This is a genomic window from Wolbachia endosymbiont (group B) of Erebia ligea, assembly GCF_947179575.1.
GTDB lineage: Bacteria > Pseudomonadota > Alphaproteobacteria > Rickettsiales > Anaplasmataceae > Wolbachia > Wolbachia pipientis_C.
This window is the reverse complement of sequence record NZ_CAMXBW010000002.1, coordinates 1-24,115: the sequence shown is the minus strand read 5'-3', so window position 1 is coordinate 24,115 and position 24,115 is coordinate 1. Positions and strand designations below refer to the sequence as shown.

Sequence of the window (24,115 nt, the reverse complement as noted above, 5' to 3'; positions counted from 1 at the left end):
GAAGGTATAATATGCCAAATAGTGAAAAGCTTATAATAGAATTTAAAGTGGAGGTGGTAGATCCCCTTAGCAAGTTTGATGGTTCTAATACTAACATGGATGAAGTAGGAATGAGAAGTACAAGACTAGAATTGGGAAATAAATGGTTAATGTACTATCAATATTAAACTTACGGTATATATCTTTAATATGTAAGGCTGAATAAGAGGGTAACGTTATGATAGTAATTTATATAATTCTATGTGCAATCTTTATAGCCATTTTAGACAGTTCACTAGATTCTTAATTAGGGGACATGTCTAACTTAGAAAAGGTTTTTATAAGTGTTAAAGTGAATAAGTAGGAATATTATGTTTTTTCTTTGAGTTGTGAAATTTCAGAATGAGAGAGACCGGTAATTTGAGCTATAACATCAATAGAGACACCGGCCTTGAGTGAGTTTTTTGCAACTTCGATTTTTTCTTCTTGTCTACCTTCTTGTTTAGCATCATCGAGTTTTTGAGCGAGGACAGCCTGTTCATCACGAATACGCTTGATCTCCTGTTCATAGGCGATAAATTCTTTTTCTGACCAGTTGAATCTATTTAGTTCTTCATATGCTCTTTTAATTATTAGATCACTTCCTATTATTCTCTCTAGTTCTTCTTCACTAGTTTCGTCTGCATATCTGAAAAAGTATACCCATTTTTCAACTATACTTGAAAGCTGATCTTCTTTGGTTTTTGGAAATTTAGGCAACTCAATAAATATAAAGTAAAAATCTTTTAGATCATGTTCATTAGTATCTTCATCGCGAATAGTATGCTTTGATTTATACTCAGACTTATCAGGAAATAAAATACAATCTGCTATAGCAATAAAGATAATTTCTTTAAGGTCATGGTATTGATCACCTTTATCTACTTGTCTTGAATAGGCTTTAGCAGCATAGTATTGAGCACGTTTTTCAAAGCCCTTAGTTTTAGCGACCTGCATTTCGACTATGACTTGTAGCCCATTTTCATCCCTACAAAGAACATCAACAATGCTTTGTTTTTTAGAAGCAATATCAGGGTCTTGAATAGTACTTAAGAACTCTATATCCTGTATTGTACTTTTGCCAGTGAAGCCAAGGATATCATTAAGGAAGTGAATAAGAATGTCCTTATTTTTTTCAGTGCCAAAGATGCGCTTGAACGATATATCATTCTTTGGATCGAGAAACTTCGAAAGAGCCATGATAAGTTAACCTAGAAAGCATTAATAATTATACACAATTGTGAAGAAATATTCAACTAAAATTAAACTACAGGAGAGCTTGCCATAAAATTTTGGCCTGGGTTTTTTACAATTATTTCTGTTTTGAAATTAGTGAAGATGCCTAATAGAGATTGATTTTTATTAACATTAAAGCTATATCTTCATCAGACTGAGAGTTGAAAATATGGCAATAATTCTTTTAGACACAAAAACTATAAATCGTATAGCAGCGGGAGAGGTAATAGAAAGGCCAGCGAGTGTAGTAAAGGAATTAGTAGAAAATGCAATAGATGCTGGAAGTTCAGAGATAGAGATCAAAATAGAAAGTGGTGGACGTAACCTTATAACTGTGACAGATGATGGAAATGGAATAGAAAAGGACGACTTAGAACTAGCATTTATGAGGCATGCCACTTCAAAATTAAGCGATAGTGAGTTAATAGAAATCAAGCACCTTGGGTTTAGGGGAGAAGCTTTACCTTCAATTGCAGCAGTAAGCAGAATGAAATTATCGTCTAAGGCAAGTGGAGCAAAGGAAGCATGGTCTATAAGGTATGAGGGAGGAGAAAAAATAAGAGAGATTACCCCTTGTTCTTTGTTGCAAGGTACATATATTGAAGTTCGTGACTTATTTTTTGCTACACCAAATAGACTAAAGTTTCTAAAAACCGAAAGGGCAGAAACACAAAGTATTGTTGATATTGTGAATAACTTAGCGATGATTAATTATAGTATTGGGTTTACTCTCACTTCTGGTAATAAAAAGCTCTTAAAATATGTTAAGCAAACTTCGCTGTTCAACAGATTATGTGAAATAGAAGAAGAATTTCAAAGCAATTCACTGGAAGTTAAAGAGGAAGAAGAAGGCATCAAACTTAAGGGACACATCTGTAAACCTAATGTCAATCGTGGCAACTCAACTCAGATTTATACGTTTGTTAATGGAAGGCCAATAAAAGACAATCTACTTGTTGGTGCAATTAGATACGCGTATCAGGACTTTATTCCAAGTGGGAGGTATCCTTTTGCAGTGCTGCACTTAGAGATACCATACGATCAAGTAGATGTAAATGTGCATCCAAATAAATCGGAAGTAAGATTTCAGAATAAAAGGCTAATATATGAAATAGTGAGAAGAGGGATAATAAAAACACTATCAACGAGATTTGCAGCGGGTGATCAAGGTATTGAAGAGGAGCTAATTTTTAATGATAGTAAAAGCCAAGAGCAGGTTGATAGTCAAGAGAAAAAAGATCAAAAAGAGTTTTATGAAAAGAGACCAAGTCTTTTAGAAAATCGTCTAATGAAAGAATTCAATGCACCAGATGAAAGAAGGCAAAGCTTACCAGAAACTTTTAAGTATGGAGAATCCCCACCCCAAAAGGGAACGATGGTTTTAGAAAGGAAGCAAATTGATTTGGTAGAGGATCATCCCCTAGGATATGCACGTTGTCAGGTCCACAATACTTACATTATTGCTGAGGCTGGAGATAGGCTGATTATAGTAGATCAACATGCAGCCTATGAGAGGTTGATATACGAGTGCTTAACAAGCATAAAAAGACAAAAACTTCTTCCTGAAACAGTTGAAATTAAAAACCAAGCTGGAATGGGGATGGTTAAAACTTATAAAGATGAGCTTTTTGAAATGGGTTTTGATATTGAAATACAATCAGAAGATAAAGTAACGATAAAAGAAATACCTGCAATTTTAGGAACAATAAATGTGAAAGAGATGGTGATGAATATAGTTGATAGATTAATGGAGATAGGAGATGCTCTACCTATAGAAGAAAAAGTGTTAGCTACCATTGCGTACCATGGAGCTGGAAGGGAAATGAAGTTGGAGGAGATGAATGAGTTGATGAGACAAATGGAGGAAACACCTTATGCTGGGCAATGCAATCACGGAAGACCAACGTATATAGAAATGAAACTAAGTGATATAGAAAAATTGTTTGAAAGGAGATGAGTTCAGTTTGTCAAAAAGGTTGCCAATTAAGTATACGTAACAGCTCTTCTGATTATGGAGTATAAAATTTGAAAAAAGAGAATAAATGCTCTAATTTTTTAGATTACAAAGTGATAGGACAGGAAGTAAGAAATCGTAGATTAGCAAAGGGATATAGTCAAAAAGATTTAGCAAAAAAAATCGATACAACATATCAGGTCATACTACAATATGAAAAAGGAACACGCAGAATTTCAATTAACAAATTATATGAGTTAGCAGAAGCATTATCAACAACTGCTAGAGATCTAGCTTACGGACAAGAAGTATCAAATGAGGAAAGGTATGAGGGTGAAGAGATATTAAATCTAGTAAGAAGACATAAAGAGATTAAGGATCAAGAATTACGAGAAACGTTTTACTTATTAACCAGATTCATCCGTATTAGTGAGGAAAGAAGCGGAAAAGCGGTGAAAATAGAAGTAGCAAGGGGTTTAGTTAAGGAAGGAGTTTCTGCTCATGTTATCTCTCGAACAACCAATTTATCTGTTGATGAATATGATAATGATGAGAAAAAAATTTCTATTCCGTATAAAGTAGGTCAAAGAATAAAAGAATGGAGGTTGAGAAGAGGATACACTCAAGAAGATTTAGCAAGTAAAGTGGGCATAATAAATCAAAGAATATATGAATATGAACAAGGACGAGCTGCTGTTTCACTTGAAATGTTAGATGAAATAGCAAAGGTACTATTAATTAATATTACAGATCTGCTTCCAGAAACAAGAGAAAATGAGAATAGTGAAGCAGAGCTATCAAGGTTAATAGAAGAATATAAAAAGATTAAAAGCCAAGAGCTACGTAATGTACTAATAAAATCTCTGTTTGAAAGCATGCAAGTTTGCAAAGAGAAAGTGAAGAGAGTAGAAAGGATGAAAATTACAAGGAATTTAGTTAAGGAAGGAATTTCTATCAATATTATCTTAAAAACAGTAGGCCTCTCCTTGAACGAAATTCAACAAGTTTAAAATAAAGAAATCGCCATATATTAATATCTTTACCTATTCATAAAAAAATAAGCAAAAAAGATTTAAAAATTGATTTGACTTCACTCAAAAGCTATGGCCTTATGCCAATGCTGACAAAAAAACAGCAGTAAATATATAAAAACATTTTGTTATTAGTGAAGGGTAATTTTTATGAATAATAAGAAAGATCGTAGAGAAGAAATAGAGTTCAGAGCATTAGAAAGCAACGGTAAAGCTCTACTTGATCGTGAAGTAATAGAAACGTTTCTAAGTGCAGTACATGATAGGGAAGAAGCTCGAATTATTGCTAGAAAGCTAATAGATAGTTTTGGAATAGGAGGAGTTTTAGGCCAGGAAATAGATGATTTGAAAACTGTAGAAGGGATAACTGACTCTACAGTAGCAGTAATTTTATGCCTAAAGGAAGCTGCAAAAAGAGTACCAAGAGAAGAGTTAAAGAAAGGACCTGTAATGGATAACTTGGAAACCATCGTAAAATATTTAAGGGTGAGTATTGGTTATTCAGAGGAGGAAAAGATGAAAATAATATATTTTGATCAAAAGTGCCGTTTAAAGGGGGAAGAAGTGTTTACTGGTACAGTGGATAAGGTACCTTTTTACATAAGAGAAGTAACAAGAAAAGCATTAATAAGAAAAGCGACGTCAATAATAATATCGCATAACCACCCAGAAGGAAGGTTAAAGCCATCTGATGAGGATGAAGCTGTAACTAAAGACTTGGCTAAAGCTTGTCAGACTATAGGGATTAGGTTGCTGGATCACATTATCATCACAAGTGTTGGGTATTTTAGCTTTAAAGAGCAAGGACTGTTATAAAGCAGATGTTTGAAGATTTTCATGAGTTGTTTAACTACTTGAATGAAGAAAGTATTTGCAAATGCATTAATACTTACTTATAATTAATGAGAAAGTATATATTGAATTAATAATAAAGTAATAAAATCGGTTATAGACTTAGTTAAATATATTTAATAGCGGAGGCTAATATGAGTAATAAAATAATTGTACCTTTTGATGATCAAGAAGGAGGTACTTACGAGTTAAACATTGATCTTATCAAAAGGTGAGATGTTAAATGCTATTGTAGGAATAGGTCGTACTAAGGAGCAATCCACCTTTGTAAGCAAAATTAATAAGGCTAAAAAGCCTGAGGAAATAGCACCTTTCCCTGGTAGAGAAGTTCGCGAAAACAAAATCAACTGTGGGAAAGGATTTGACTATGTTTATGGCACAAAACCTGCAAGTGATCAAGAAGATAAAAATCCATTTACCTCCGCCTTGCAAAAAATAAAGCCAAGTATAAGCGAAAGTGAAAAGTTGAGCTGGTTTAAGAGTGGAGTGGTAAAAGCAAAAACCCCAAAAGAGATGAACAAAGTTATAGATGAAGTAATAGGTGATGGAACAAGGCTAAATGCATGTAATGATGGGGAATGGAGTTTCTCAGAGTATGTAGTATTAGGTACACATTTTCATAAATTTGATAAGGTTGATCGTAAAAAGGTAATACGTAAATTAATGTTAAGCGGTGCAGAGTTTCATGATACTCTACTACAGAATAAACTGATAGATGAAATCTATAATGAGCTACAGCCAGAAGTTCAGCCACAGATAGATGAGAGACTAGAAGAACTAGAGAAAGCTGGCGAAAGTGCTGTGCAAGAAGGAGAATTAATAGATATCGAGATAGACAATACAACATCGTATATAGAATTTTCCGAAGATAGCAAAATAGAAGTAGCCAAAATACTGAGAGAGTTAGGAAGTAATATTTTAAAAATTGGCAATGATGCAGTTGAGGTTAAAAGTGAGAAGGGAGGTATAAGAAACTATATCGATATGTCAGATGGAAGTTCTGTTGTATTAGAATTTCCTACAAGCATTGGTGAGCTAAATATTATATTGTACCAGGACGTAAAAAATTGCAATCAAGTACAAATAAAAGTAGCGGATAAGGAACTATGGGCTGAATTACAACAAAGAGGGGAAGAAATTGGAAAAAATTGTCTTTTTGCTGGAGTAAAACTTAAAGAAGCAGTAGAAAAGGGAAGTTTTATAAGATGTGGAATATGGAATAGCAAGCAGCTTATGAAGGAGGTTGATAGCCCAAGTGAAAAATTGTCTTTATGGGTAGATAAAGTACGTGAAAATAGTAAAGAAACTTTTAGGGGGCTTTAATTCATTTATTTTAAGGTTCCAGAGTTTACCATTATATCTGGAGCCTTTGAGCTATAGTAGAAAATATTATATGTATGGTTCTTTGTATGAAAAAAAGTCTAGATTGTGAGGTAGGGCAAAAAGTAAAAAATTGGAGGTTAGAGCGAGGGTATACTCAGAAGGATTTAGCTGAGAAAATTGGTGTAAAGTACTGGGTAATACTGCAATATGAGAAAGGGAACCGTAAAATTCCAATTAAGAAGTTATATGACATAGCAGAAGCACTATCAGTGAATGTGAAAGGTCTAGTTTGTAGAGAAACACTACCAGATGAAAAAAGATATTTTGAAGATGAAGAAATATTAAATTTAGTAAAGGGTTATAAAGATAAAGAATTAAGCGAGGTATTTTATTTATTAACCAAATTTATTCGTTTGAGTGAGGAAAAAAGCAGAAAAGCGGTAAAAATAGAAGTAGCAAGGGGTTTGATGAAAGTAGGAGTTTCTGCTCATGTTATCTCTCGAACAACTAACTTATCTATTGGTGAGTATGAGGAGAACAAAATTCCGGTTCCATACAAAGTAGGGCAAAGGATAAAAGAGTGGAGATTGATACGAGGATATACACAAAAAGATTTAGCGAATAAAGTTGGCATAACAAATCAAGGAATATACGAGTATGAACAAGGGCGAGCTGCTGTCTCACTTGAAATGTTAGATGAAATAGCAAAGGTATTATCAATCAGTATCATAGATCTACTTCCCGAATCAGATGAGGATAGTGAAGCGGAAGAAAAGCTATCAAACTTGATAGAAGAATACAAAAAGATTGAGAGTCGGGAATTACGCGATATGCTAATCAAGTCTTTATTTAAAGGTATACATGTTTGTAGAGAAAAGGTCAGAGAGGAAAAGAAGATTGAAGTTGCAAGGAATTTAGTGAAAGAAGGAATTTCTGTTGATATTATCTTGCAAACGACAGGCTTATCAAATTATATGATTGAGAAATTTTTGTGATTTCATAAAAACTTAGCCAATAGTGGATTTTTTTGTGATAGAATATATGTTTGCTTCTGTAGGAAAAACAGCTTTTAGAGGACTTATCTATGATAATTCAGAGCATATTGAGCTACGAGCTAGGGAAAAAAATAGAAGGTTGTAGGATAGTACAAGGGTATACTCAGGCAAAATTAGCAAGCAAAATTGGTTTAACACATAAGGAAATACATAACTTTGAACTAGGGTGCAAGGCTATTACAATCAAAGAATCGTATATAATAGCAAGAGCATTGTCAGTCAATGTTGTAGATCTACTTCCAGGACCAACAGTACTAAGAGAAAACGGTTGGTACGAAGATGAGGATAAAGAAATAGTCTATCTAACAAAAATACATAGAGAAATTAAGGATCAGGAATTACGCAAGAAGCTGTATCCATGTATCCGTTCAGAGGTGTGGCAAGGATAAAAAACAATTGACATAATATATTAAAGTAGTAATAACACAAAATGTTGATAGTAAAGTAAGGCTAGATGCTTCAATTGTTGATCAGTATTGTAGAGTTATGTAAAAACTTAGAGCAGAAAGTAGCAAAGATTGAAGAAAAAAATAAAATCTTAGAAATAGAGAATGCTGAACTAAGAGAGAGACTCGGCTTAAACTCAAGGAATTCATCTTTACCAAGTTCAAAAGAGCTGTACAAAATAAAAAAAGACACACCAGAAGATAAGTCAGAGGGCGGCAGGAAGATAGGTGGTCAAGTTGGACATAAGGGGAATTGCCGAGCTAAAATGGAAGCAGATGAGGTGGTGAAGGTAGAGTTACCAAATAGATGCGAGTGTGGTGAAGAAATCGCAATATCGGAAAAACCATATGTCTATCAAAAAGTTGATTTACCAGAAATTAAGCCTTACGTAGTTGAGTATCAATTAGAACATGGTCGCTGTCGTAAATGCGGAAAAAGAAGGAGTAGCAAATTACCAGAAGGAGTTACACCGGATACCTTTGGTCCTAGAGTTAAGTCAGTAGTTGCATCACTAAGTGGGTTTTATAAGAATTCAAAGCGAGAAATAGCGAATATTATGAAAGACATCTTTAACATGAGTATAAGTGTTGGTAGTGTGTCCAATAGTGAAGCAAGGGTTTCGTCAAAATGTAAAGAAGCCTATGAACAAATAGAGGAAGAAATAAAAGCAAGCGAAATTTTGCATATTGATGAAACCAGTCACTACAACAAAGGCAAATTGGGATGGTGCTGGATGTTTGCCAACAATAAAGCAAGTCTTATGAAGTTAGCAGATACAAGAGGAATGAAATTTTTAAAGAATAGTGCATTTTGTGATTACAAAAACCTGGTAATTACTGACAGATATGCAGTTTACAACCACTTCAGTGATGAAAAACGACAAATTTGTTGGGCTCACTTATTGAGAAATTTCGAGAGGTTATCTCATAGTTGGAATAGTGAAGTAATGAGACTTGGCCATTGTTTAAAAGACGCAGCTAATGGATTGTTTGTATTAAAAAACGCTTTGTCAGAAAATGAAATTAGTATTTCAAAGTTCACTAAGCAAGCTAAAGAATTACGAAGATACATACAGTACTGCATGATAAAAATATCTTATATACTTGAAGCAAAAGGAGCTTCACGAACGGTAAAGGGTATTATAAAATCCGAGTCAATGATGTGGACATTTTTGGATGACCCAGAGAATATTCCATTAACGAATAACCATGTTGAGCGACAGATACGGCATTATGTTGTCTATCGTAAGAATTCATATTTTGCACAGTCAGAGCGAGGGAATAGATTTCTTGAGCGGATAATTTCGTTGTATCTGACTTGGAAACAAAAGGAATTAAACCCTTTTCAAAACCTGCTAGCTGTTGTTTCTTAAACCACACCTCTGAACGGATACAATAAACTTCTCCCATCATTGCTGTGTAACAAATCATATACAAAGCTATGGTCTACTTACAAGCAGTGCCTTCTGTTGATGAGATGCTTTTTTTTCTATCTTTAACTCATCCATACTACAGCTTGGCAAGCTTGAATAGCATAAGGAATCTTTTTGTTCTTGCGTTTGTTTTGCCAAGGCCTTATTTCTATAAAGTAGGGGTTGAAAATGATCATGGCCTCCATTTACCATATGTAAGACACTATTGTGACTATAATCTATCTTACCTGCTTTTGATCCTGAGCTATCTATTAACTGATGCAAGAACGGATCTTGTTGCTTATCAATAGTGTGCAATGGGTTACTTTCTGCAACATGCAATTTCACACCATACTTATCACAAAGTACTCTGCCCTCGATATCGGAACGTCCCCAAAATTCATTCTTTCCAATGCTATTGATATATTGGTTACACGTAATTCCACGATTTACGAACTCACCTTCAACCTCATCAAAGTCATTGCCAATTTTACTTATAAACCACTCTGGAGGATTGTCTTGCGCAAATCTCTTACACTCATTCCTTAACTGCTCTACAGTAACTTTGATTCCCTTCTGTTGTTCCAGACTTTGCCTGAATGAATCAAAAAAACAGCTTCCATTATTGATTGCGTGCCCTAAATAGAAGTCATCAGGTATGTTTGATTTTTGCTCTTTATCACCTTGTTTTTCTGCCTTTTCAATAATTTCTTCCTCTAAACCAAAAATCTTACTCCAGTTGTATTTACCTTCTAACCCCAATTTTTTACTTTCCTTTTCTGCTGCTTTAGCTAAGTCTGTTTTAGAAATATCCCCTTTTTCTTCATAGAACCTAGATAAAATTTTAAAGATATCTATCAGGTAAGTTTTTACGTCAAAATTCTTCTCCTTTTTCACAATATTAGACTCAATATTGCGTAAATCTTGTAATAACTTATGCCTTCTAGCAACTTCCTCCATAGAATCCTTTCTTAACTCTTCACGTTCTGTCCATTTGTTGTTAGACTCGCTTATTACTTCAGTATGCATTAATTTTCCAGACCTTTCAAAATATCCCTGTTCAATAGCATCGTAGACCCAGTAGTTACCAAGCTCGCAATCATTGCCTAACTCTTCTTCGCGACCTTTGAATTTTTCTAATATTTCCTCTCTATTACTCACTTCTACTATAATTTTGCTTTTATTCTGTATGTCAGGATACAGCCTAACGTCTACATTTCCCAAACTAGTATAGAAAGTTAATACTACATCGCTGCCTTCTGTAAGATCTGTGTAATTCCTTATGCCATCTTGGGTTATAATTTCCACCTCACTTTTGCCAATTTTTATTACACTCCTTCCATATCCTTTTTCTCCTTGAGGTATTCCTAAATTCCTTGTTCTATCTGTGATTTTTGCAACATCTATTATACTATCCTCTGAGTATTCTAAGTAAGATACACTGTTATCGATTTTTCCATCACACAGTTGACCACTGGTAGCATCCTTTGCAACTCTAAAAAATTCTTCAGCATAATTAATGTACTCTACATGAGCCTTGATTACATTAGCTTTATGATCTTTAAACTCTCGTTCTATTGTATCAATGACTTTTAAACTATCTGAGTTTTTTAACTTTGCTCCTCTCGATATTAATGCACACACTATATCACTGGCAATTCCATAGCTTCCTTCTAGCTGAGCAATTTTTTCTAGTACGTGATCTGCAAAGTAATAATCTTTGTCTTTAGCAAAATTTAATCTCATTCCAGAAGCTATAATCTCATTTACAACTTCCTGTAGTTCAATCATGCTTTTAGCTTTTACTACCTTACTCAAAAACTTATTTAGCTTAGCAAGTTGATTTGTTTGATACATCTCTGATAAGAGACTATCACATTTTTCACAATTATCTTGCTTATTACCTACAAAGTCAGTTGCTCCTGCTTTTAAGAGTAAAGCTTTTACATCAGGAAATTGACAAAACGGCCAAATTGAACTATCACCCTTAACATTTAAAACTATCTTTAAATCTTGGTTATTTTTATGTTTATCTAAAAATTTTTTCAGATCTTCAACACCTGGACCATAAGGATTATCCCAATCTTCATCAGAATCTGTAGCTTTAACCATTTTACGTAGTTGGTCTCTTAACTTTTTTTGGTTGTCAGTTAAAAAACACTCTATAATATTGTTGCTATCAATTGCAATTTGCAGTGGGGTTTTTCCATTGTTATTTTTTATGTTTAAATCAGCTCCTTTGCTTATGAGTAAATCCATAACCTTTCTGCTATAATCATTACAATTAGCAGCATAATAGTGTAAAGGTGTATTACCTTTTTTATCTTGTATATTTGGATCAGTTTTTGCATCTAAGAGATACTTTAGACCTTCATACTCACTGGAATAAATAGCAGTATCATGCAAAAGTGTTTTACCTTTATTATCCTTCATATTTAGATCAGCACCAGCTTTGAGAAGAGGATGAATGGCTTCATCGTGTGCGACAAACACATTCAATACTGTTGTTCCTAGATGCCCTCTTTTTAGATTAAGAACGTACTTCAGGTCTTTATTTTTCTCGTTACTTTCTAAAAACTGCTTAAGATTTGAAAATGAGTCATAATTCCCCATATTAAAATCTTTTATAATACTATTGAGTAATTTTTGATTTAACTTTTTTTGACTCTTTTCCAGTTTTAAGTTAGGTGCATGAATAAGCCACTCATCTATTAAATCCTCTAAGTATTTTTTATCATCTATCAAACTTCTATCAGCCCAAAATAAATCTCGCTTAATGAATTCATAATAACTATCTACTGGTAATTCAGTTGCTTCTGTTTTTGGGCTACCTATTTCTGAACACTCTTGTCCAGCACTTAGGTCACACTTCAGTTTTTGCTCATCAGTGTGTTTGCTTTGTTCACTGATAGGTCCTGCAATATATTTTACTGACCCTGTACCCATATTACCTGCTAGCTCTAGATATAGAATATATTATATAGAATGTGTAGTATGTGTCAAGCTAATTTCAACATAATCTTTTTACTACTCATATTTTTGTTAAGTTTTTATGGTGAGTACTGCTAGGTTAAAAGTTGTTTATTACTGGAAGTTTTAGCCAATTTTACTATAGATCAACAAAATTGAGAACACCAGCTATATTTAATATATAGGAATATGATGCTTTAAAGGAGTACGGAAACTGCTGAAGTTTTTACAGCAAACCTGTATGGAGCAACTTCAGCAGAATAAACAAATACATGCCAATATTAGTAGAGAATGATTTATAAGTCAACTAACTTTTTCAAAAAATACTTTAGTAAAAGTACCATGCTAGCTAGTGTTATAAAGAATTGAATTATTGACTCTTCATAAGATTGCAAAAAAGGTCGTATATTTGTGAGAACAAGCCGCGTAAAAATAAGGTTATAAAAATAGAGGATTTAAATTATTTTCATAAGCTTGGGCAAAACAGTTCGTATGTAGATATCGATGAAATCCGCTAATATAGCTAGTTTTAGCGTATAGCAAAATCACTATATTAAAAAGTTCGTATGTATCGTTTGGTAGTCCAATCCATACCAAAAAAACTTGTTCTCACCGCACTTGGTTTTGAGCGCTGAAAATGGTTGATTTACTTGAGATATTAATAATATAGTTTACTGAATTAATAGTAATTCATTTGAGAATAAAAAGAAAAATTTATGATAATTTTACATTTCAAATCGATATTGTTCTTTTTATAAAAAATATTCCTATACTGCGCAAGGTCAAGTTTTAACCACATCAATTTTTCTTTCAAATTAAATCTTATCTTTTACAATGGGTCTTACGTTTAAATTATTTGATACCCAAAATTAAGGAAGCCATTTTAAACGGCACACAACCTCAGCATCTAAAACTAGCTGATTTGAAGGAAATATCACTCTCATGAGAGGAGCAAATGAAGGTGCTTTACGGACAAGAGTCTTAATAATAGTCTTCTATATTATTGTTAATAAACACCACCATAAAATATCTTACTATTACCCACAAATAAAAACATAGTATTGTATTTACTCAAATAATTTAATTTTATTAACCTGAAAACTTATTGGATTAAAATTATTAAACTAAGAGTTATAATTTTAGCAACTAAAAGCTGTAAATTGCACCATATAAACAGTTATTTCAAGCAAAAGTTATGCCATTAAGAGCTACGCAACAAACATTTATATTTGTGGGTAATAGTAAGATAAAATATGCAGAAACAACCTAGAAGACCGATTACAACCAATGCGTAAATATAGAGTAAAGAAAACTTCATCCACCTATTAACTTCTACCTACTACCTCTACTATTGCTATGGTTATAAACTCTACTCACTCCATCAATTTTATCTAATGCAGACTGCGGGTTACCAAAATCAATTGATATCACTCTTTCTCCGCCTAATTGTAATGCTCCTCCACCTCCACGCTGTGGGTATTGGAGTCCTAAAAATTGTAATAGTAATGGATCAATTTCATGTTGAATTCCTGGATGATCTTGAATCAGTCTACCCCTAGGAGAAGATAGAGGATCATTTTGGAATAATTGTGAAATATTTCTTCTCCGATTTTTAAAGTATTGTTCATTTCTTTGAGATTGTCTAGTGTCATTTCCAATGCCTACACTAAGAAGACCACGTATATAACCTATAATACCCTCACCTTTCTCTCCAAAGTTATTATTTCCCTGTAAAGCTTGATCAATAGCTTGGTTAATATCCCTAGCATTTTCGTATACCCATATGCCACAATTATGGCCATCTGTTTGCTGATGAACGGAAACATTATGGACATTATCATCGTTAATATCACATTCTCTTAAAGCTCCTCGAATATTATTGTCAATACCACTATCTGGACCAAGTGAATCAGCATAATACCCATAATAATTTCCATTTTGGTGTACAATAACTAATGTAACCCAATGACGATTACCTACATTAATAATAGCAATTAATCTATCTTTTTCACCCGAATCTACTTTTTGTTTAAAGTTAGCTATGTGACTACTTAATAAGCCCCTACCTGTTGGATCATTTTGATTTCCATCGACTCCTACTGAAGTTATTGTAAAATCATGACGATTATTAGTTGGATTAGATCGATCATCATAGAAAGTATATTGTTGTGCAGCGAAAAACATGTCATGAGTTTGTAGCCAATAACGATAATTTTGATTATCTGTTGCAAAGTCTAGTGCAAGTAGATCATGCACATCTTCTATCTCACGAGCGTTGTTTCTACGAAGGATAGCATTTATTTGTTGTAATATTCCTTGTGCTGTAGGAGTACCACCTCCCCTTATTCTTGACTTTAATGTTTCTATTACCTGTGCTCTAGTACCTTGCAAGTAACTAAACGGAACATGTAGATTGTCGCCTATATCAAGCAAAAAAATCGAATTTTGTCCTGGTGCTTTTTCTTCGTAAAAACGCCTAAAGTTTTCACGAGTCTGATCTGATAATAGACCTTCTGGTGGATTCTCATCAATAACACTTTCAGGTCCCACTAATCCTCCTGGTCTTGAACCGCGAACATGACGATCAAGCTTGTGTACATACTCTTCTCTTCCTATCCCTTCTGGGAAAAGTATAAGATTACCTGCTTCGCGTGCATCTCTATTAAACACAATAGGAAACAAAACCACCTCATTTCCAGAAGTAATAGGTATAAATCCTCTGTGTTGTTTCTTAAGTCTTCCGATTTCTTGTCTCGCATCATTTTGCTGTTGTCCTACTTCTTCTGCATTATTAGCAAGTCTTAACACATATCCAATTGGGTGAGTATCTAGGTCATTCTCTCTAGGTTGTCTTAATAATAAAAGATCTAATCTCTGTTCTGTAATTCTTGTGAGTATTACCCTTTCTCCTTCTTCTTCCTGCCCCCTTTTTAAACTATATGTTTGACCAACTTTATACATAGCAAGCACTTTATAAGGATTATCACTAGCATAAAATGTACCATGTAGTATAGAACGGAACTTATCCTCACTATTAACATTTATTGTATCCACAAGTGGCATCAATGCTCCAGAGATCTCTTGAAATAATCCTCTATGCTGAGCTATATTTTTCCAGCCATCATTCACAACTTGATTTAAAGTATTATGTACATTTTCAGTATTGGGCACTTGTACAAGATCACCAGCAAGAAAATTATTTGCATTATTATTTTGGTAATCGTGATATAAACCAAGGTCATTTGGTAGATCAATATCTAGTTCAAGTTGATTATTAAGTGTGCATGAAACTTCCCACACATGAACATCATTTCCATTAACATTAAGAGTCTGTAAATTGATGGCTCCTTGTTGTTGCGCATCGTGAGCTCTAATATGAAGTATAACTATATCAGAACCTTCAGCATGAAAGACCATAGTTAAACATCTTAAACCCTCATCACCATGTCTAAATATGTACTTTGTTATAGGTGCTTCGTCTTCCTCTTCTAGTTCTAAAGGGTGCCTATCAAAAGCACTACTTCCAAAAGCAAAGCCAGTTATGCAATCAAATATTCTATTATAATTCTCTGCATTTCTTGGTATTTCAGCAGGAAGATGGTGAAGCAAGAAATCTCTAACATTTTCTCTAATGCCTTCATTCTCCAAACACTCAAATAATCTTTGTACTAAAGGAAATCTATCCTGTTGAAGTTCTACTGTATCAACACTAAAAGGATCTAGATCTAAATTAAAATTTAATCCAACACAGACAGTATTTCTTGATTCAGTATGGATAGGTATAAATGAAGAAGTGTGTAACCTTCCAGCGTAGCCTATGGCACAGTTTAATGTAACATCTGACGGTGTGTCAAATATAGCAAGATTAATAACAATAGGAATATTTTCTCTTTCTGCTTGATGACGTACAAGAAATGCAACATGTGTGTTTCTAGGAGATAAATCAAGATCGATGCCTATTGTGTAGCGATGACTAAAATTTGCTAAGAAACCTAATAAAAACCCGTGACCCTCAAATCTTTGATTGCGATTTTCAATATTATTTTCCAGTACTTGTCTGTAATTATTATAGATGTCAGTTATGTATGGCAAAATTTCTCTGCGTATTCTATCTCTTACATCTTGTCTTCTATCACTCGCTAGCATTTCCATAAAATTATCAATTCCTTGTTGACCCTGTGCTACTTGCGCAAAATTGACCAACCTACCAAGTTGTCTACGCTGATTTTGATTGAGTTGTCTTCCTTCTATTTCCTTAATTGTTAGTCTGTGATCTCCTAAGAGCCGTCTAATAAGATTGATTTCAGATGCTGAATATTTGGCAAATTTATCCCTACCTTGACGATCTTTTTCACGAATTACCTCGAATACCGTTGCAATTGCCTCTCCCTGACTCTTGCCCTTTCCGTGCATGCATACTTTGTATTGCTCAAAATTTAGGTCTTCTTCCCTTAAATTTGGATTTTGCCGTCTAATCTCTTGTACTAGAGCATTTCTCTCCCTTGTACTGAACCTCAACCCATCACTATTAGGACGATCAGAAATACTGTAGCATCTGACAACTTGCTGTCCGTCACGATAAACAGCAACTTTTAGGTTTGCCGTATTTCGATTTTCACCATTACGTGGATTAACACCATGGTTATCAAAACGAAAATAGACTCTCTCATTTGCATTTAAGATATTAGCATCATGTGCAGTAGAAAACATACTAAAAAAGAATACAGGAAGGAAACGACCTGCACTTACATGATACAAGAAAGATGGACATTGATCTAAAAAAGATTCAAATCCTTGTCTGAATCCTTCAAGATCTCCATCCACCAAACTCCTAATAAGTCCATCACCATTACTCATACAAAATACCCCTTATTTACTACGACCAGAAACACCAAGAGTTCATAAGTGGATTACTTATTACCACTAAGCGTAAAGACGCTTTTTTTCTTATAAGAAGAAACACCACTTACACTAGGAGTTCCAAGCTCAGACTGCGGACTATCATCAACTGGCAAAGTTGTTTTCTTACTACCATGAGCTTTAGATCGTGATCGCAAATTACTGCAAGGACCATCACCTACAGGACCAGGTGGTAAAATTGTTTTCTCTAACTCAGAGAATAATTCTTCTGCAAACAGACCGTAATCTACATTTACTCTTTTACCTTCCCTACCGCATAATCTAAGGTCTCTTATTATTAGTTTTTTAAAGAGCTCAAACTTTTCAGGAAAGCAATCTTTGGCAAATGACATCATATCTAATATTTCTTTTTTCTCTATTTCTTTTTCTTCATCAGTCTTATAAATGTCTTCTCGTCTCCAATTGACTATTAACTCTGCAAATACACCACTTGTAGGAACTGTATAATTAGAAGTATTAACAGCAGCTTTTCTGTATTGATACAAGCTACCACATTCCCAAAATTCCATAATAAGAGATCTAGCTTGAACATTTGATTCAGGATTTTTCAACATCACATCTGAAAGAGAGGAAAGAAAAAGCTCATAGTCTCGCTGTGAGAATATTTTGTCCGAACAGTCTCCTCTTGCTGAAACTTCTTTATAACACCAGCACTGTACCAAATCATGAACCGTATCAAAAAAACATGACTCTATTAATTCAGCAAAAAGGGAATATACTCCTTTATCTTTCTGTGATAATTTCTGTAAAAGAGTATCTTTATCGACTATCTTATTTACACAAAAATCTAAAATAGGGGCGTCTTTCTCAACAGATTGAACGCGAGAAAGAGCAAGAATAGCTTCTGTGAGCTTCTTTTCCTTATCTTCTTCTTTTAAATGATTATAAAAATACTCTACCCCTTCACTCCACTTAAGTTTTACAGCACTGTCAAAACCTTCTACTGCATCATACTTCTTTAATTCCCCAGATTCTCTATCGATCCAGAAATCAAATACAGGACCTTTCCTCTTTATGCTATCTAGTAACGAGTTTCGTACGTATTTGCCAAATTCAGTTTCAGTTTTACCATCAAATGCACCAGGAGGAAACTTGTTCCTATAAGATTCAAATCTTTTTTGAAAGAGAGGATGAATTTTATCCACTACACAGTAACTACAAGCCATCTCATATTTGCGAAGTGGATTATCTATTCCACCTATTTTTTCTTCAGTAAACCTTTGACCTAAAGCAGCATTATCCAACCTTACACCTGACCAGCAACCTTCATCTTGAAATACATTGTGCAAAAACTTCAACTTATCACCCTTAAAGTATTTTATGTGCTCCATAAAGTTATCTTGAAGGACTCCCACCCATCTCTTGATAGCTGACTTCCTCCCGGCAACAACTGCTGGATCTGGATGTTTAATAGCTTCCTGTAATTTTTTGGACATCGTAGCCCGAAGCTCTTTCTGTGTTGGCATTATCCCCCCTATTAAGTATTAACAGTGTCATGTAAAAAAGGCATTATACAGAAATTAGAATGGATTGCAATATTAAAATTACCAGAATAGAGGGTTTAATAAAAAAACGTTATGGCTAAAACTTCTTTTCTTGAATTTTCTCAATATAATCAACAGAAAGACCAGTAGTTTGAGTTATAATGTCAATAGAAACTCCTGCTTTAAGTAGATTCTTTGCAACCTCAATTTTCTCTGCTTTTCTGCCTTTTTCATGGCCGATTTGGATGCCTTCTTGTCTACCTTTTTGAGTGGCATCATCGAGTTTTTGAGCGAGGACAGCCTGTTCATCACGAATACGCTTTATCTCTTGTTCATAGGCTATAAATTCTTTTTCTGACCAGTTGAACCTATTTAATTCTTCATACGCTCTTTTAATTATTAGATCACTTCCTATTATTCTCTCTAGCTCTTCTTCACTAGTTTCATCTGCATATCTAAAGAAGTAGACCCATTTTTCAACTATACTTGAAAGCTGATCTTCTTTTGTTTTTGGAAATTTAGGCAACTCAATAAATATAAAGTAAAAATCTTTTAGATCACGTTCATTAGTATCTTCATCGCGAATAGTATGCTTTGATTTGTACTCAGACTTATCAGGAAATAAAATACAATCTGCTATAGCAATAAAGATAATTTCCTTAAGGTCCTGGTATTGATCACCTTTATCGGCTTGTCTTGAATAGGCTTTAGCAGCATAGTATTGGGCACGTTTCTCGAAGCCTTTGGTTTTAGCGACCTGCATTTCAATAATCCATTGCATCCCCGTGGAATCTCTACATAATACATCAACAATGCTTTGCTTTTTAGAGGCAATATCAGGGTCTTGAATAGTACTTAAAAACTCTATATCCTTTATTTCATTTTTGCCAGTAAAACCCAGAATATCATTGAGAAAGTGAATGAGGATGTCTTTATTCTTTTCAGTGCCAAAGATACGGCGAAATGCGACATCATTCTTGGGATCCAGAAACTTCGAGAGAGCCATAGCAAGAGTACCTAAAAAGCATTAATAATTATACACAATTCTGAAGAAATATTCAACTAAAATGCAAACATAGAAGTTTTTGTATATCTTTGTTTGGTAGTATTAACATGTATAATATTTATGGCAAACATCTCAATAAGGTATCAGATAGCACAAAAAGTAAGGAACTGGAGGTTAAAGCGAGGATATACTCAAAAAGATTTAGCGAAGAAAGTCAGTGTAACGTATCAAGTAGTACTACAATATGAAAAAGGAACACGTAAAATTTCGATTGAAAAGTTGTATGCTATAGCAGAGATATTGTCGATTGGTATTGTAGACCTAATTCCTGTATCAAATGAAAAAATCTGTCTTGAAGATGAGGGAGAAGAAATACTAAATCTAGTAAGAGAATATAAAAAGATTAATGATCAGGAATTACGTAGAATGTTTTGTTTACTAACCAAATTTGTTCAAGTTAGTGAGAAAAATAGTAAAAAAACGGAGAGAATAAAAATTGCAAAAGGTCTTATTAAAGCAGGAGTTTCTGTTGATACTGTTTCAAAAACAATTGGTCTGTCTGCTGATGAATGTGTTGAAGAAAAAACGGGTTCTATCTACTACCAAATAGGAAAAAAGATAAAGGAGTGGAGGGCAGTACGGGAGTATACTCAAAAGGATTTGGCTGAGAAAATGGATACAACACGTGATGAAATAAGCAACTATGAGCAAGGACGTGTGGCCATTCCACTGGAAAAATTATATGCAATAGCAGAAACATTATCAATTAGCATTACAGATCTGCTCATAGAGGAAGATGAGATAGTAGAAAGTGAGCTACCTGATTTAATAAAAGAATACAAAAAAATTGAGAGTCAAGAATTACGCTATGCGCTAATAAAATCTCTGTTTGAAAGCATACAAATTTGTGAGGAGAAAATTAGAGAAGAAGAAAGAATCAAAATTGCAAAAGATTTAGTAAAAGAAGGAATTTCTGTTGATATTATTTTGCAAGCGGTAGGCATCTCTTTGAACGAAATTCAACAAATTTAAAATAAAAAATCATTATATATTAATATTTTTACTTCTTAATGAAAAAATAAGTAAAAAAGATTGAAAAATTGATTTGACTTCACTCGAAAGCTATGGCTCTATGCCAATGCTGATAAAAAAACAGCAGTAAATATTTAAAAAAAGTTTGTTGTTAGTGAAGGGTAAATTATATGAATAAAAGTAAAGAAGAAATCGAATTCAGAATATTAGAAAGCAAAGGCAAAGCACTACTTGATCGTGAAATAATGGAAACGTTTTTAAGTGCAGTACATGAAAGACCACAAGCTCAAGAAATTGCTAAAAATCTGGTGAACACTTATACGGGAGTAGGAAGGATTTTAGGCCGAGAAATGGATGACCTGAAAGTTATAGAAGGAGTAACTGATTCTGCAGTAGCAATGATTATGTGTGTTAAGGAAACACTAGAAAGGGTACTGAAAGAAAAGCTTAAGAGTGAGCCAATAATGGACTTACAAGGGCTAGTAGAGTACTTAAACGTAAGTATAGGTCATGCAGAGAGGGAATGTGTAAAAATACTGTACTTGAATAAAAGGCGTCAACTAATTGGAGAAGAATCCTATATTGGTGAAATGGAAAAAGCACCAGTATACATAAAGGAAATTATAAGAAAAGCATTAATAAAGAATGCAACATTAGTAATAATGTCACACAACCATCCTGGGGGACGCTTAGAACCATCAGAAGAAGATCAAGAAGTAACGAAGAGCTTAGCAGCAGCATGTAGTACTGTAAGCGTTAGGTTATTTGATCACATTATCATCACAAGTGGTGGCTATTTTAGCTTTAGAGAAAACGGATTGTTATAGCAGAAAGTATTTGCAAATCTACTCACTATAATTTATAATAAGTAATACAGTGTATAATAACTATACACTTAGAAAGTATATTTAATAGCGGAGGCTAATATGAATAATAAAATAATTGTACCTTTTAGTGATAAAGAGGGGGGTGTTTACGAGTTAAACGTTGATCTTGATAGATTATCAAAAGGTGAGATGTTAAATGCTATTGTAGGAATTGGTCGTACTAAGGAGCAATCCACCTTTGTAAGCAAAATTAATAATGCTAAAAAGCTTGGAGATAAAGAAGTAGTACCTTTCCCTTGTAGAGAAGTTCGCGAAAACCAAATCAACTATGGGAAAGGATTTGACTATATTTATGGCACAAAACCTTTGAGTAATCAAGCAGATTATCCAGAAGGGTTAAATCCATTTGCTTCAGCTTTGCAAAAAATAAAGCCAAGTATAAGCGAAAGCGAAAAGTTGAGCTGGTTTAAAAGTGAAGTGGTAGAGGCAAAAAACGTAAATGAATTGCACAAAACTATAGACCAAGTACTAGCCTCTGGAGCAAGAATAAATGCATATAACGATGGGGAATGGAGCATTGCAGAGTATGTAGTATTGGGTACACATTTTCATAAATTTGATAAGACTGATCGAAAAAAGATAATGCGTAAATTAATGCTAAGTGGTGCAGATTTTCATGATACTTTATTGCAGAATAAACTAATAGGTGAAATCTATAATGAGCTACAGCCAGAAGTTCAGCCACAGATAGATGAGAGACTAGAAGAACTAGAGAAAGCTGGCGAAAATGCTATGCAAGAAGGAGAATTAATAGATGTTGAGATAGATAATACAACATCGTATATAGAATTTTCTGGGGATAGCAAGGTAGAGGTAGCCAAAATACTGAGAGAGTTAGGAATTAATATTTTAAAAATTGGCAATGATGCAGTTGAGGTTAAAAGTGAGAAGGGAGGTATAAGAAACTATATCGATATGTCAGATGAAAGCTCTATTATATTAGAGTTTCCTACAAGCATTGGTAAGCTAAATATTATATTGTACCACGATGTAAAAAAATATGATCAAGTACAAGTCAGAGTAGAAAACAAGGAAATGTGGGCTGAGTTACAAAAAAGAGGCGAAGAAATTGGAAAAAATTGCCTCTTTGGGGGAGTGAAGCTTAAGGAAGTGGTAGAAAGAGGTAATTTCACTAGATGTGGCATATGGAATGAAAAGTATGCTATAAAAGAGATTAGCAATGATGAAGTATTGTCTTCATGGGTAAATAGGGTATGTGGAGGTAGTAAAGAAACCTTTAGGGAACTTTAATGCGTCTACAGCAAACTTTAAGGTTCCAGAGGTTTTTTCTACCGTTATATCTGGAGCCTTTGAGCTATAGTAGAAAATATTATATGTATGGTTCTTTGCGTGGAAAAAATTCTAGACTATGAAGTAGGGGAAAAAGTGAAAAGTTGGAGGTTAGAGAGGGGGTATACTCAGAAAGATTTAGCTGAGAAAATTGGTGTAAAATACTGGGTAATACTGCAATATGAGAAAGGGAATCGTAGAATTTCAATTGAAAGGTTATATGCTATAGCTGAGGCACTATCAATCAGTATTACCGATCTTATTCCTGTATCAAATGAAAAAATCTGTCTTGAAGATGAGGAAGAAGAAATATTAAATCTAGTAAGAGAATATAAAAAGATTAATGATCAGGAGTTACGTAAGATGTTTTGTTTATTAACCCAATTTGTCCAAGTTAGTGAAAAAAGTAGTAGGAAAGCAGAGAAAGTAAAAATTGCAAAGGGTTTGGTTGAAGCAGGAGTTTCTGTTGATGTTATTGCAAAAACAATCAGTCTCTCTGCTGATGAATGTGTTGAAGAAAAAGTTGGTTCTATTTACTGCCAAATAGGAAGGAAGATAAAAGAATGGAGGCTAGTAAAAGAGTATACTCAAAAAGATTTAGGAAAGAAAATGAATACAACCCGTCACGAAATAAGCAACTATGAACAAGGACGTGTAGCTACTCCACTGGGAAAATTATATGTAATAGCAGAAACATTATCGATTAATATTACAGATCTGCTAATAGAGGAAGGTAGTAAAGTAGAAAATGAACTACCGAATTTAATTGAAGAATACAAAAAGATTGAAAGTCAAGAACTACGTAATGCACTAATAAAATCTTTGTTTGAAGGCATACGGATTTGTGAAGAAAAAGTAAGAAAAGCGGAAAGGATCAAAGTTGCAAAGGATTTAGTAAAAGGGGGAATTTCTATTGATATTATTTTGCAAATAGTTGGTTTATCCGCTGATCAAATTGCATGAAAATTTATTTCTAAGTAAGGTATATATGTTTGTTTCTGTAAGAGATGTTAGTTCTATACACTACAAAATAGGGCAAAAAATAGAAGATTGTAGATTAATGCAAAGGTGTACTCAAGCAGAGTTAGCAAGTAAAATCGGATTAGCATATAAAGAAGTAACCAATTATGAAAATGGGTATATTCCTATTCCGATTGAAGTACTATATGTAATAGCAAGAGTACTGTCAGTTAATGTTG

General features: G+C 33.8%; 17 protein-coding genes and 1 pseudogene. 13 read left to right on the top strand and 5 right to left on the bottom strand.

The window, feature by feature from the left end; genetic code table 11:
- The first annotated feature begins 11 nt into the window (after nucleotides 1-11).
- Nucleotides 12-167: a hypothetical protein gene (locus OM962_RS00565; RefSeq protein ID WP_167495309.1), complete on the top strand. Its 156-nt coding sequence runs from the start codon at nucleotides 12-14 to the stop codon at nucleotides 165-167.
- Nucleotides 168-348: 181 nt separating this feature from the next.
- Here the strand turns inward: OM962_RS00565 and OM962_RS00560 are convergent, their stop codons facing one another.
- Nucleotides 349-1,218, bottom strand: a complete 870-nt coding sequence (locus OM962_RS00560; protein WP_264330471.1) for an Rpn family recombination-promoting nuclease/putative transposase — start codon at nucleotides 1,216-1,218, stop codon at nucleotides 349-351.
- 205 nt (nucleotides 1,219-1,423) lie between these two features.
- Here OM962_RS00560 and mutL point away from each other — a divergent pair, with 205 nt between their 5' ends.
- The 7 genes and pseudogenes from mutL to tnpC all read left to right on the top strand — a co-directional run bounded on the left by mutL (nucleotide 1,424) and on the right by tnpC (nucleotide 9,288).
- The gene (gene mutL / locus OM962_RS00555) at nucleotides 1,424-3,211 is read left to right on the top strand and encodes a DNA mismatch repair endonuclease MutL (RefSeq protein WP_264330470.1); all 1,788 of its coding nucleotides are present in this window, start codon (nucleotides 1,424-1,426) and stop codon (nucleotides 3,209-3,211) included.
- 68 nt (nucleotides 3,212-3,279) lie between these two features.
- The gene (gene wmk / locus OM962_RS00550) at nucleotides 3,280-4,218 is read left to right on the top strand and encodes a WO male-killing family protein Wmk (protein ID WP_264330469.1); all 939 of its coding nucleotides are present in this window, start codon (nucleotides 3,280-3,282) and stop codon (nucleotides 4,216-4,218) included.
- A 171-nt stretch (nucleotides 4,219-4,389) separates the two neighbouring features.
- The gene (locus tag OM962_RS00545; RefSeq protein ID WP_264330468.1) at nucleotides 4,390-5,055 is read left to right on the top strand and encodes a JAB domain-containing protein; all 666 of its coding nucleotides are present in this window, start codon (nucleotides 4,390-4,392) and stop codon (nucleotides 5,053-5,055) included.
- Nucleotides 5,056-5,225: 170 nt separating this feature from the next.
- Nucleotides 5,226-6,414: pseudogene (locus OM962_RS00540) on the top strand (hypothetical protein).
- Nucleotides 6,415-6,500: 86 nt separating this feature from the next.
- Nucleotides 6,501-7,409 (top strand): WO male-killing family protein Wmk, encoded by a 909-nt coding sequence (gene wmk, locus OM962_RS00535; protein ID WP_264330467.1) that lies wholly within the window; start codon nucleotides 6,501-6,503, stop codon nucleotides 7,407-7,409.
- Nucleotides 7,410-7,498: 89 nt separating this feature from the next.
- Complete coding sequence (locus tag OM962_RS00530) at nucleotides 7,499-7,858, top strand: helix-turn-helix domain-containing protein (protein ID WP_264330466.1); 360 nt, start codon at nucleotides 7,499-7,501, stop codon at nucleotides 7,856-7,858.
- Between the two features lie 77 nt (nucleotides 7,859-7,935).
- Nucleotides 7,936-9,288 (top strand): IS66 family transposase, encoded by a 1,353-nt coding sequence (tnpC, locus tag OM962_RS00525; protein ID WP_264330459.1) that lies wholly within the window; start codon nucleotides 7,936-7,938, stop codon nucleotides 9,286-9,288.
- 66 nt (nucleotides 9,289-9,354) lie between these two features.
- Here the strand turns inward: tnpC and OM962_RS00520 are convergent, their stop codons facing one another.
- The 4 genes from OM962_RS00520 to OM962_RS00505 form a co-directional block, all read right to left on the bottom strand.
- Nucleotides 9,355-12,273, bottom strand: coding sequence for an ankyrin repeat domain-containing protein (locus OM962_RS00520; protein WP_264330405.1), 2,919 nt, complete (start codon nucleotides 12,271-12,273; stop codon nucleotides 9,355-9,357).
- A 1,356-nt stretch (nucleotides 12,274-13,629) separates the two neighbouring features.
- Nucleotides 13,630-17,154 carry a cytoplasmic incompatibility factor CifB gene (locus OM962_RS00515; RefSeq protein ID WP_019236548.1) on the bottom strand — a complete coding sequence of 1,175 codons (3,525 nt, stop codon included), beginning with the start codon at nucleotides 17,152-17,154 and terminating at the stop codon, nucleotides 13,630-13,632.
- A gap of 53 nt (nucleotides 17,155-17,207) precedes the next feature.
- Nucleotides 17,208-18,683 (bottom strand): hypothetical protein, encoded by a 1,476-nt coding sequence (locus OM962_RS00510; RefSeq protein ID WP_019236549.1) that lies wholly within the window; start codon nucleotides 18,681-18,683, stop codon nucleotides 17,208-17,210.
- A gap of 115 nt (nucleotides 18,684-18,798) precedes the next feature.
- The gene (locus OM962_RS00505; RefSeq protein WP_264330404.1) at nucleotides 18,799-19,707 is read right to left on the bottom strand and encodes an Rpn family recombination-promoting nuclease/putative transposase; all 909 of its coding nucleotides are present in this window, start codon (nucleotides 19,705-19,707) and stop codon (nucleotides 18,799-18,801) included.
- A gap of 120 nt (nucleotides 19,708-19,827) precedes the next feature.
- Here OM962_RS00505 and wmk (OM962_RS00500) point away from each other — a divergent pair, with 120 nt between their 5' ends.
- From wmk (OM962_RS00500) to OM962_RS00480, 5 genes are all read left to right on the top strand, one after another.
- Nucleotides 19,828-20,739, top strand: coding sequence for a WO male-killing family protein Wmk (gene wmk / locus OM962_RS00500; RefSeq protein WP_264330403.1), 912 nt, complete (start codon nucleotides 19,828-19,830; stop codon nucleotides 20,737-20,739).
- Between the two features lie 170 nt (nucleotides 20,740-20,909).
- Nucleotides 20,910-21,566 (top strand): JAB domain-containing protein, encoded by a 657-nt coding sequence (locus tag OM962_RS00495; RefSeq protein WP_264330402.1) that lies wholly within the window; start codon nucleotides 20,910-20,912, stop codon nucleotides 21,564-21,566.
- Between the two features lie 99 nt (nucleotides 21,567-21,665).
- A complete protein-coding gene (locus OM962_RS00490) occupies nucleotides 21,666-22,877 on the top strand; it encodes a hypothetical protein (protein WP_264330458.1) in 1,212 nt (403 codons plus the stop codon).
- A gap of 87 nt (nucleotides 22,878-22,964) precedes the next feature.
- Nucleotides 22,965-23,879 carry a WO male-killing family protein Wmk gene (gene wmk / locus OM962_RS00485; protein ID WP_264330457.1) on the top strand — a complete coding sequence of 305 codons (915 nt, stop codon included), beginning with the start codon at nucleotides 22,965-22,967 and terminating at the stop codon, nucleotides 23,877-23,879.
- A gap of 25 nt (nucleotides 23,880-23,904) precedes the next feature.
- Nucleotides 23,905-24,115 (top strand): helix-turn-helix domain-containing protein (locus OM962_RS00480; protein ID WP_264330465.1); only part of this gene is annotated, 211 nt, incomplete at its 3' end.

What these genes read in the sequence shown, in the direction of transcription:
- OM962_RS00565 (WP_167495309.1), top strand. Translation starts at nt 12, where the DNA reads ATGCCAAATAGTGAAAAGCTTATAATAGAATTTAAAGTGGAGGTGGTA.
- OM962_RS00560 (WP_264330471.1), bottom strand. Translation starts at nt 1,218, where the DNA reads ATGGCTCTTTCGAAGTTTCTCGATCCAAAGAATGATATATCGTTCAAG.
- mutL (WP_264330470.1), top strand. Translation starts at nt 1,424, where the DNA reads ATGGCAATAATTCTTTTAGACACAAAAACTATAAATCGTATAGCAGCG.
- OM962_RS00545 (WP_264330468.1), top strand. Translation starts at nt 4,390, where the DNA reads ATGAATAATAAGAAAGATCGTAGAGAAGAAATAGAGTTCAGAGCATTA.
- wmk (WP_264330467.1), top strand. Translation starts at nt 6,501, where the DNA reads ATGAAAAAAAGTCTAGATTGTGAGGTAGGGCAAAAAGTAAAAAATTGG.
- OM962_RS00530 (WP_264330466.1), top strand. Translation starts at nt 7,499, where the DNA reads ATGATAATTCAGAGCATATTGAGCTACGAGCTAGGGAAAAAAATAGAA.
- OM962_RS00520 (WP_264330405.1), bottom strand. Translation starts at nt 12,273, where the DNA reads ATGGGTACAGGGTCAGTAAAATATATTGCAGGACCTATCAGTGAACAA.
- OM962_RS00515 (WP_019236548.1), bottom strand. Translation starts at nt 17,154, where the DNA reads ATGAGTAATGGTGATGGACTTATTAGGAGTTTGGTGGATGGAGATCTT.
- OM962_RS00510 (WP_019236549.1), bottom strand. Translation starts at nt 18,683, where the DNA reads ATGCCAACACAGAAAGAGCTTCGGGCTACGATGTCCAAAAAATTACAG.
- OM962_RS00505 (WP_264330404.1), bottom strand. Translation starts at nt 19,707, where the DNA reads ATGGCTCTCTCGAAGTTTCTGGATCCCAAGAATGATGTCGCATTTCGC.
- wmk (WP_264330403.1), top strand. Translation starts at nt 19,828, where the DNA reads ATGGCAAACATCTCAATAAGGTATCAGATAGCACAAAAAGTAAGGAAC.
- OM962_RS00495 (WP_264330402.1), top strand. Translation starts at nt 20,910, where the DNA reads ATGAATAAAAGTAAAGAAGAAATCGAATTCAGAATATTAGAAAGCAAA.
- OM962_RS00490 (WP_264330458.1), top strand. Translation starts at nt 21,666, where the DNA reads ATGAATAATAAAATAATTGTACCTTTTAGTGATAAAGAGGGGGGTGTT.
- wmk (WP_264330457.1), top strand. Translation starts at nt 22,965, where the DNA reads ATGGTTCTTTGCGTGGAAAAAATTCTAGACTATGAAGTAGGGGAAAAA.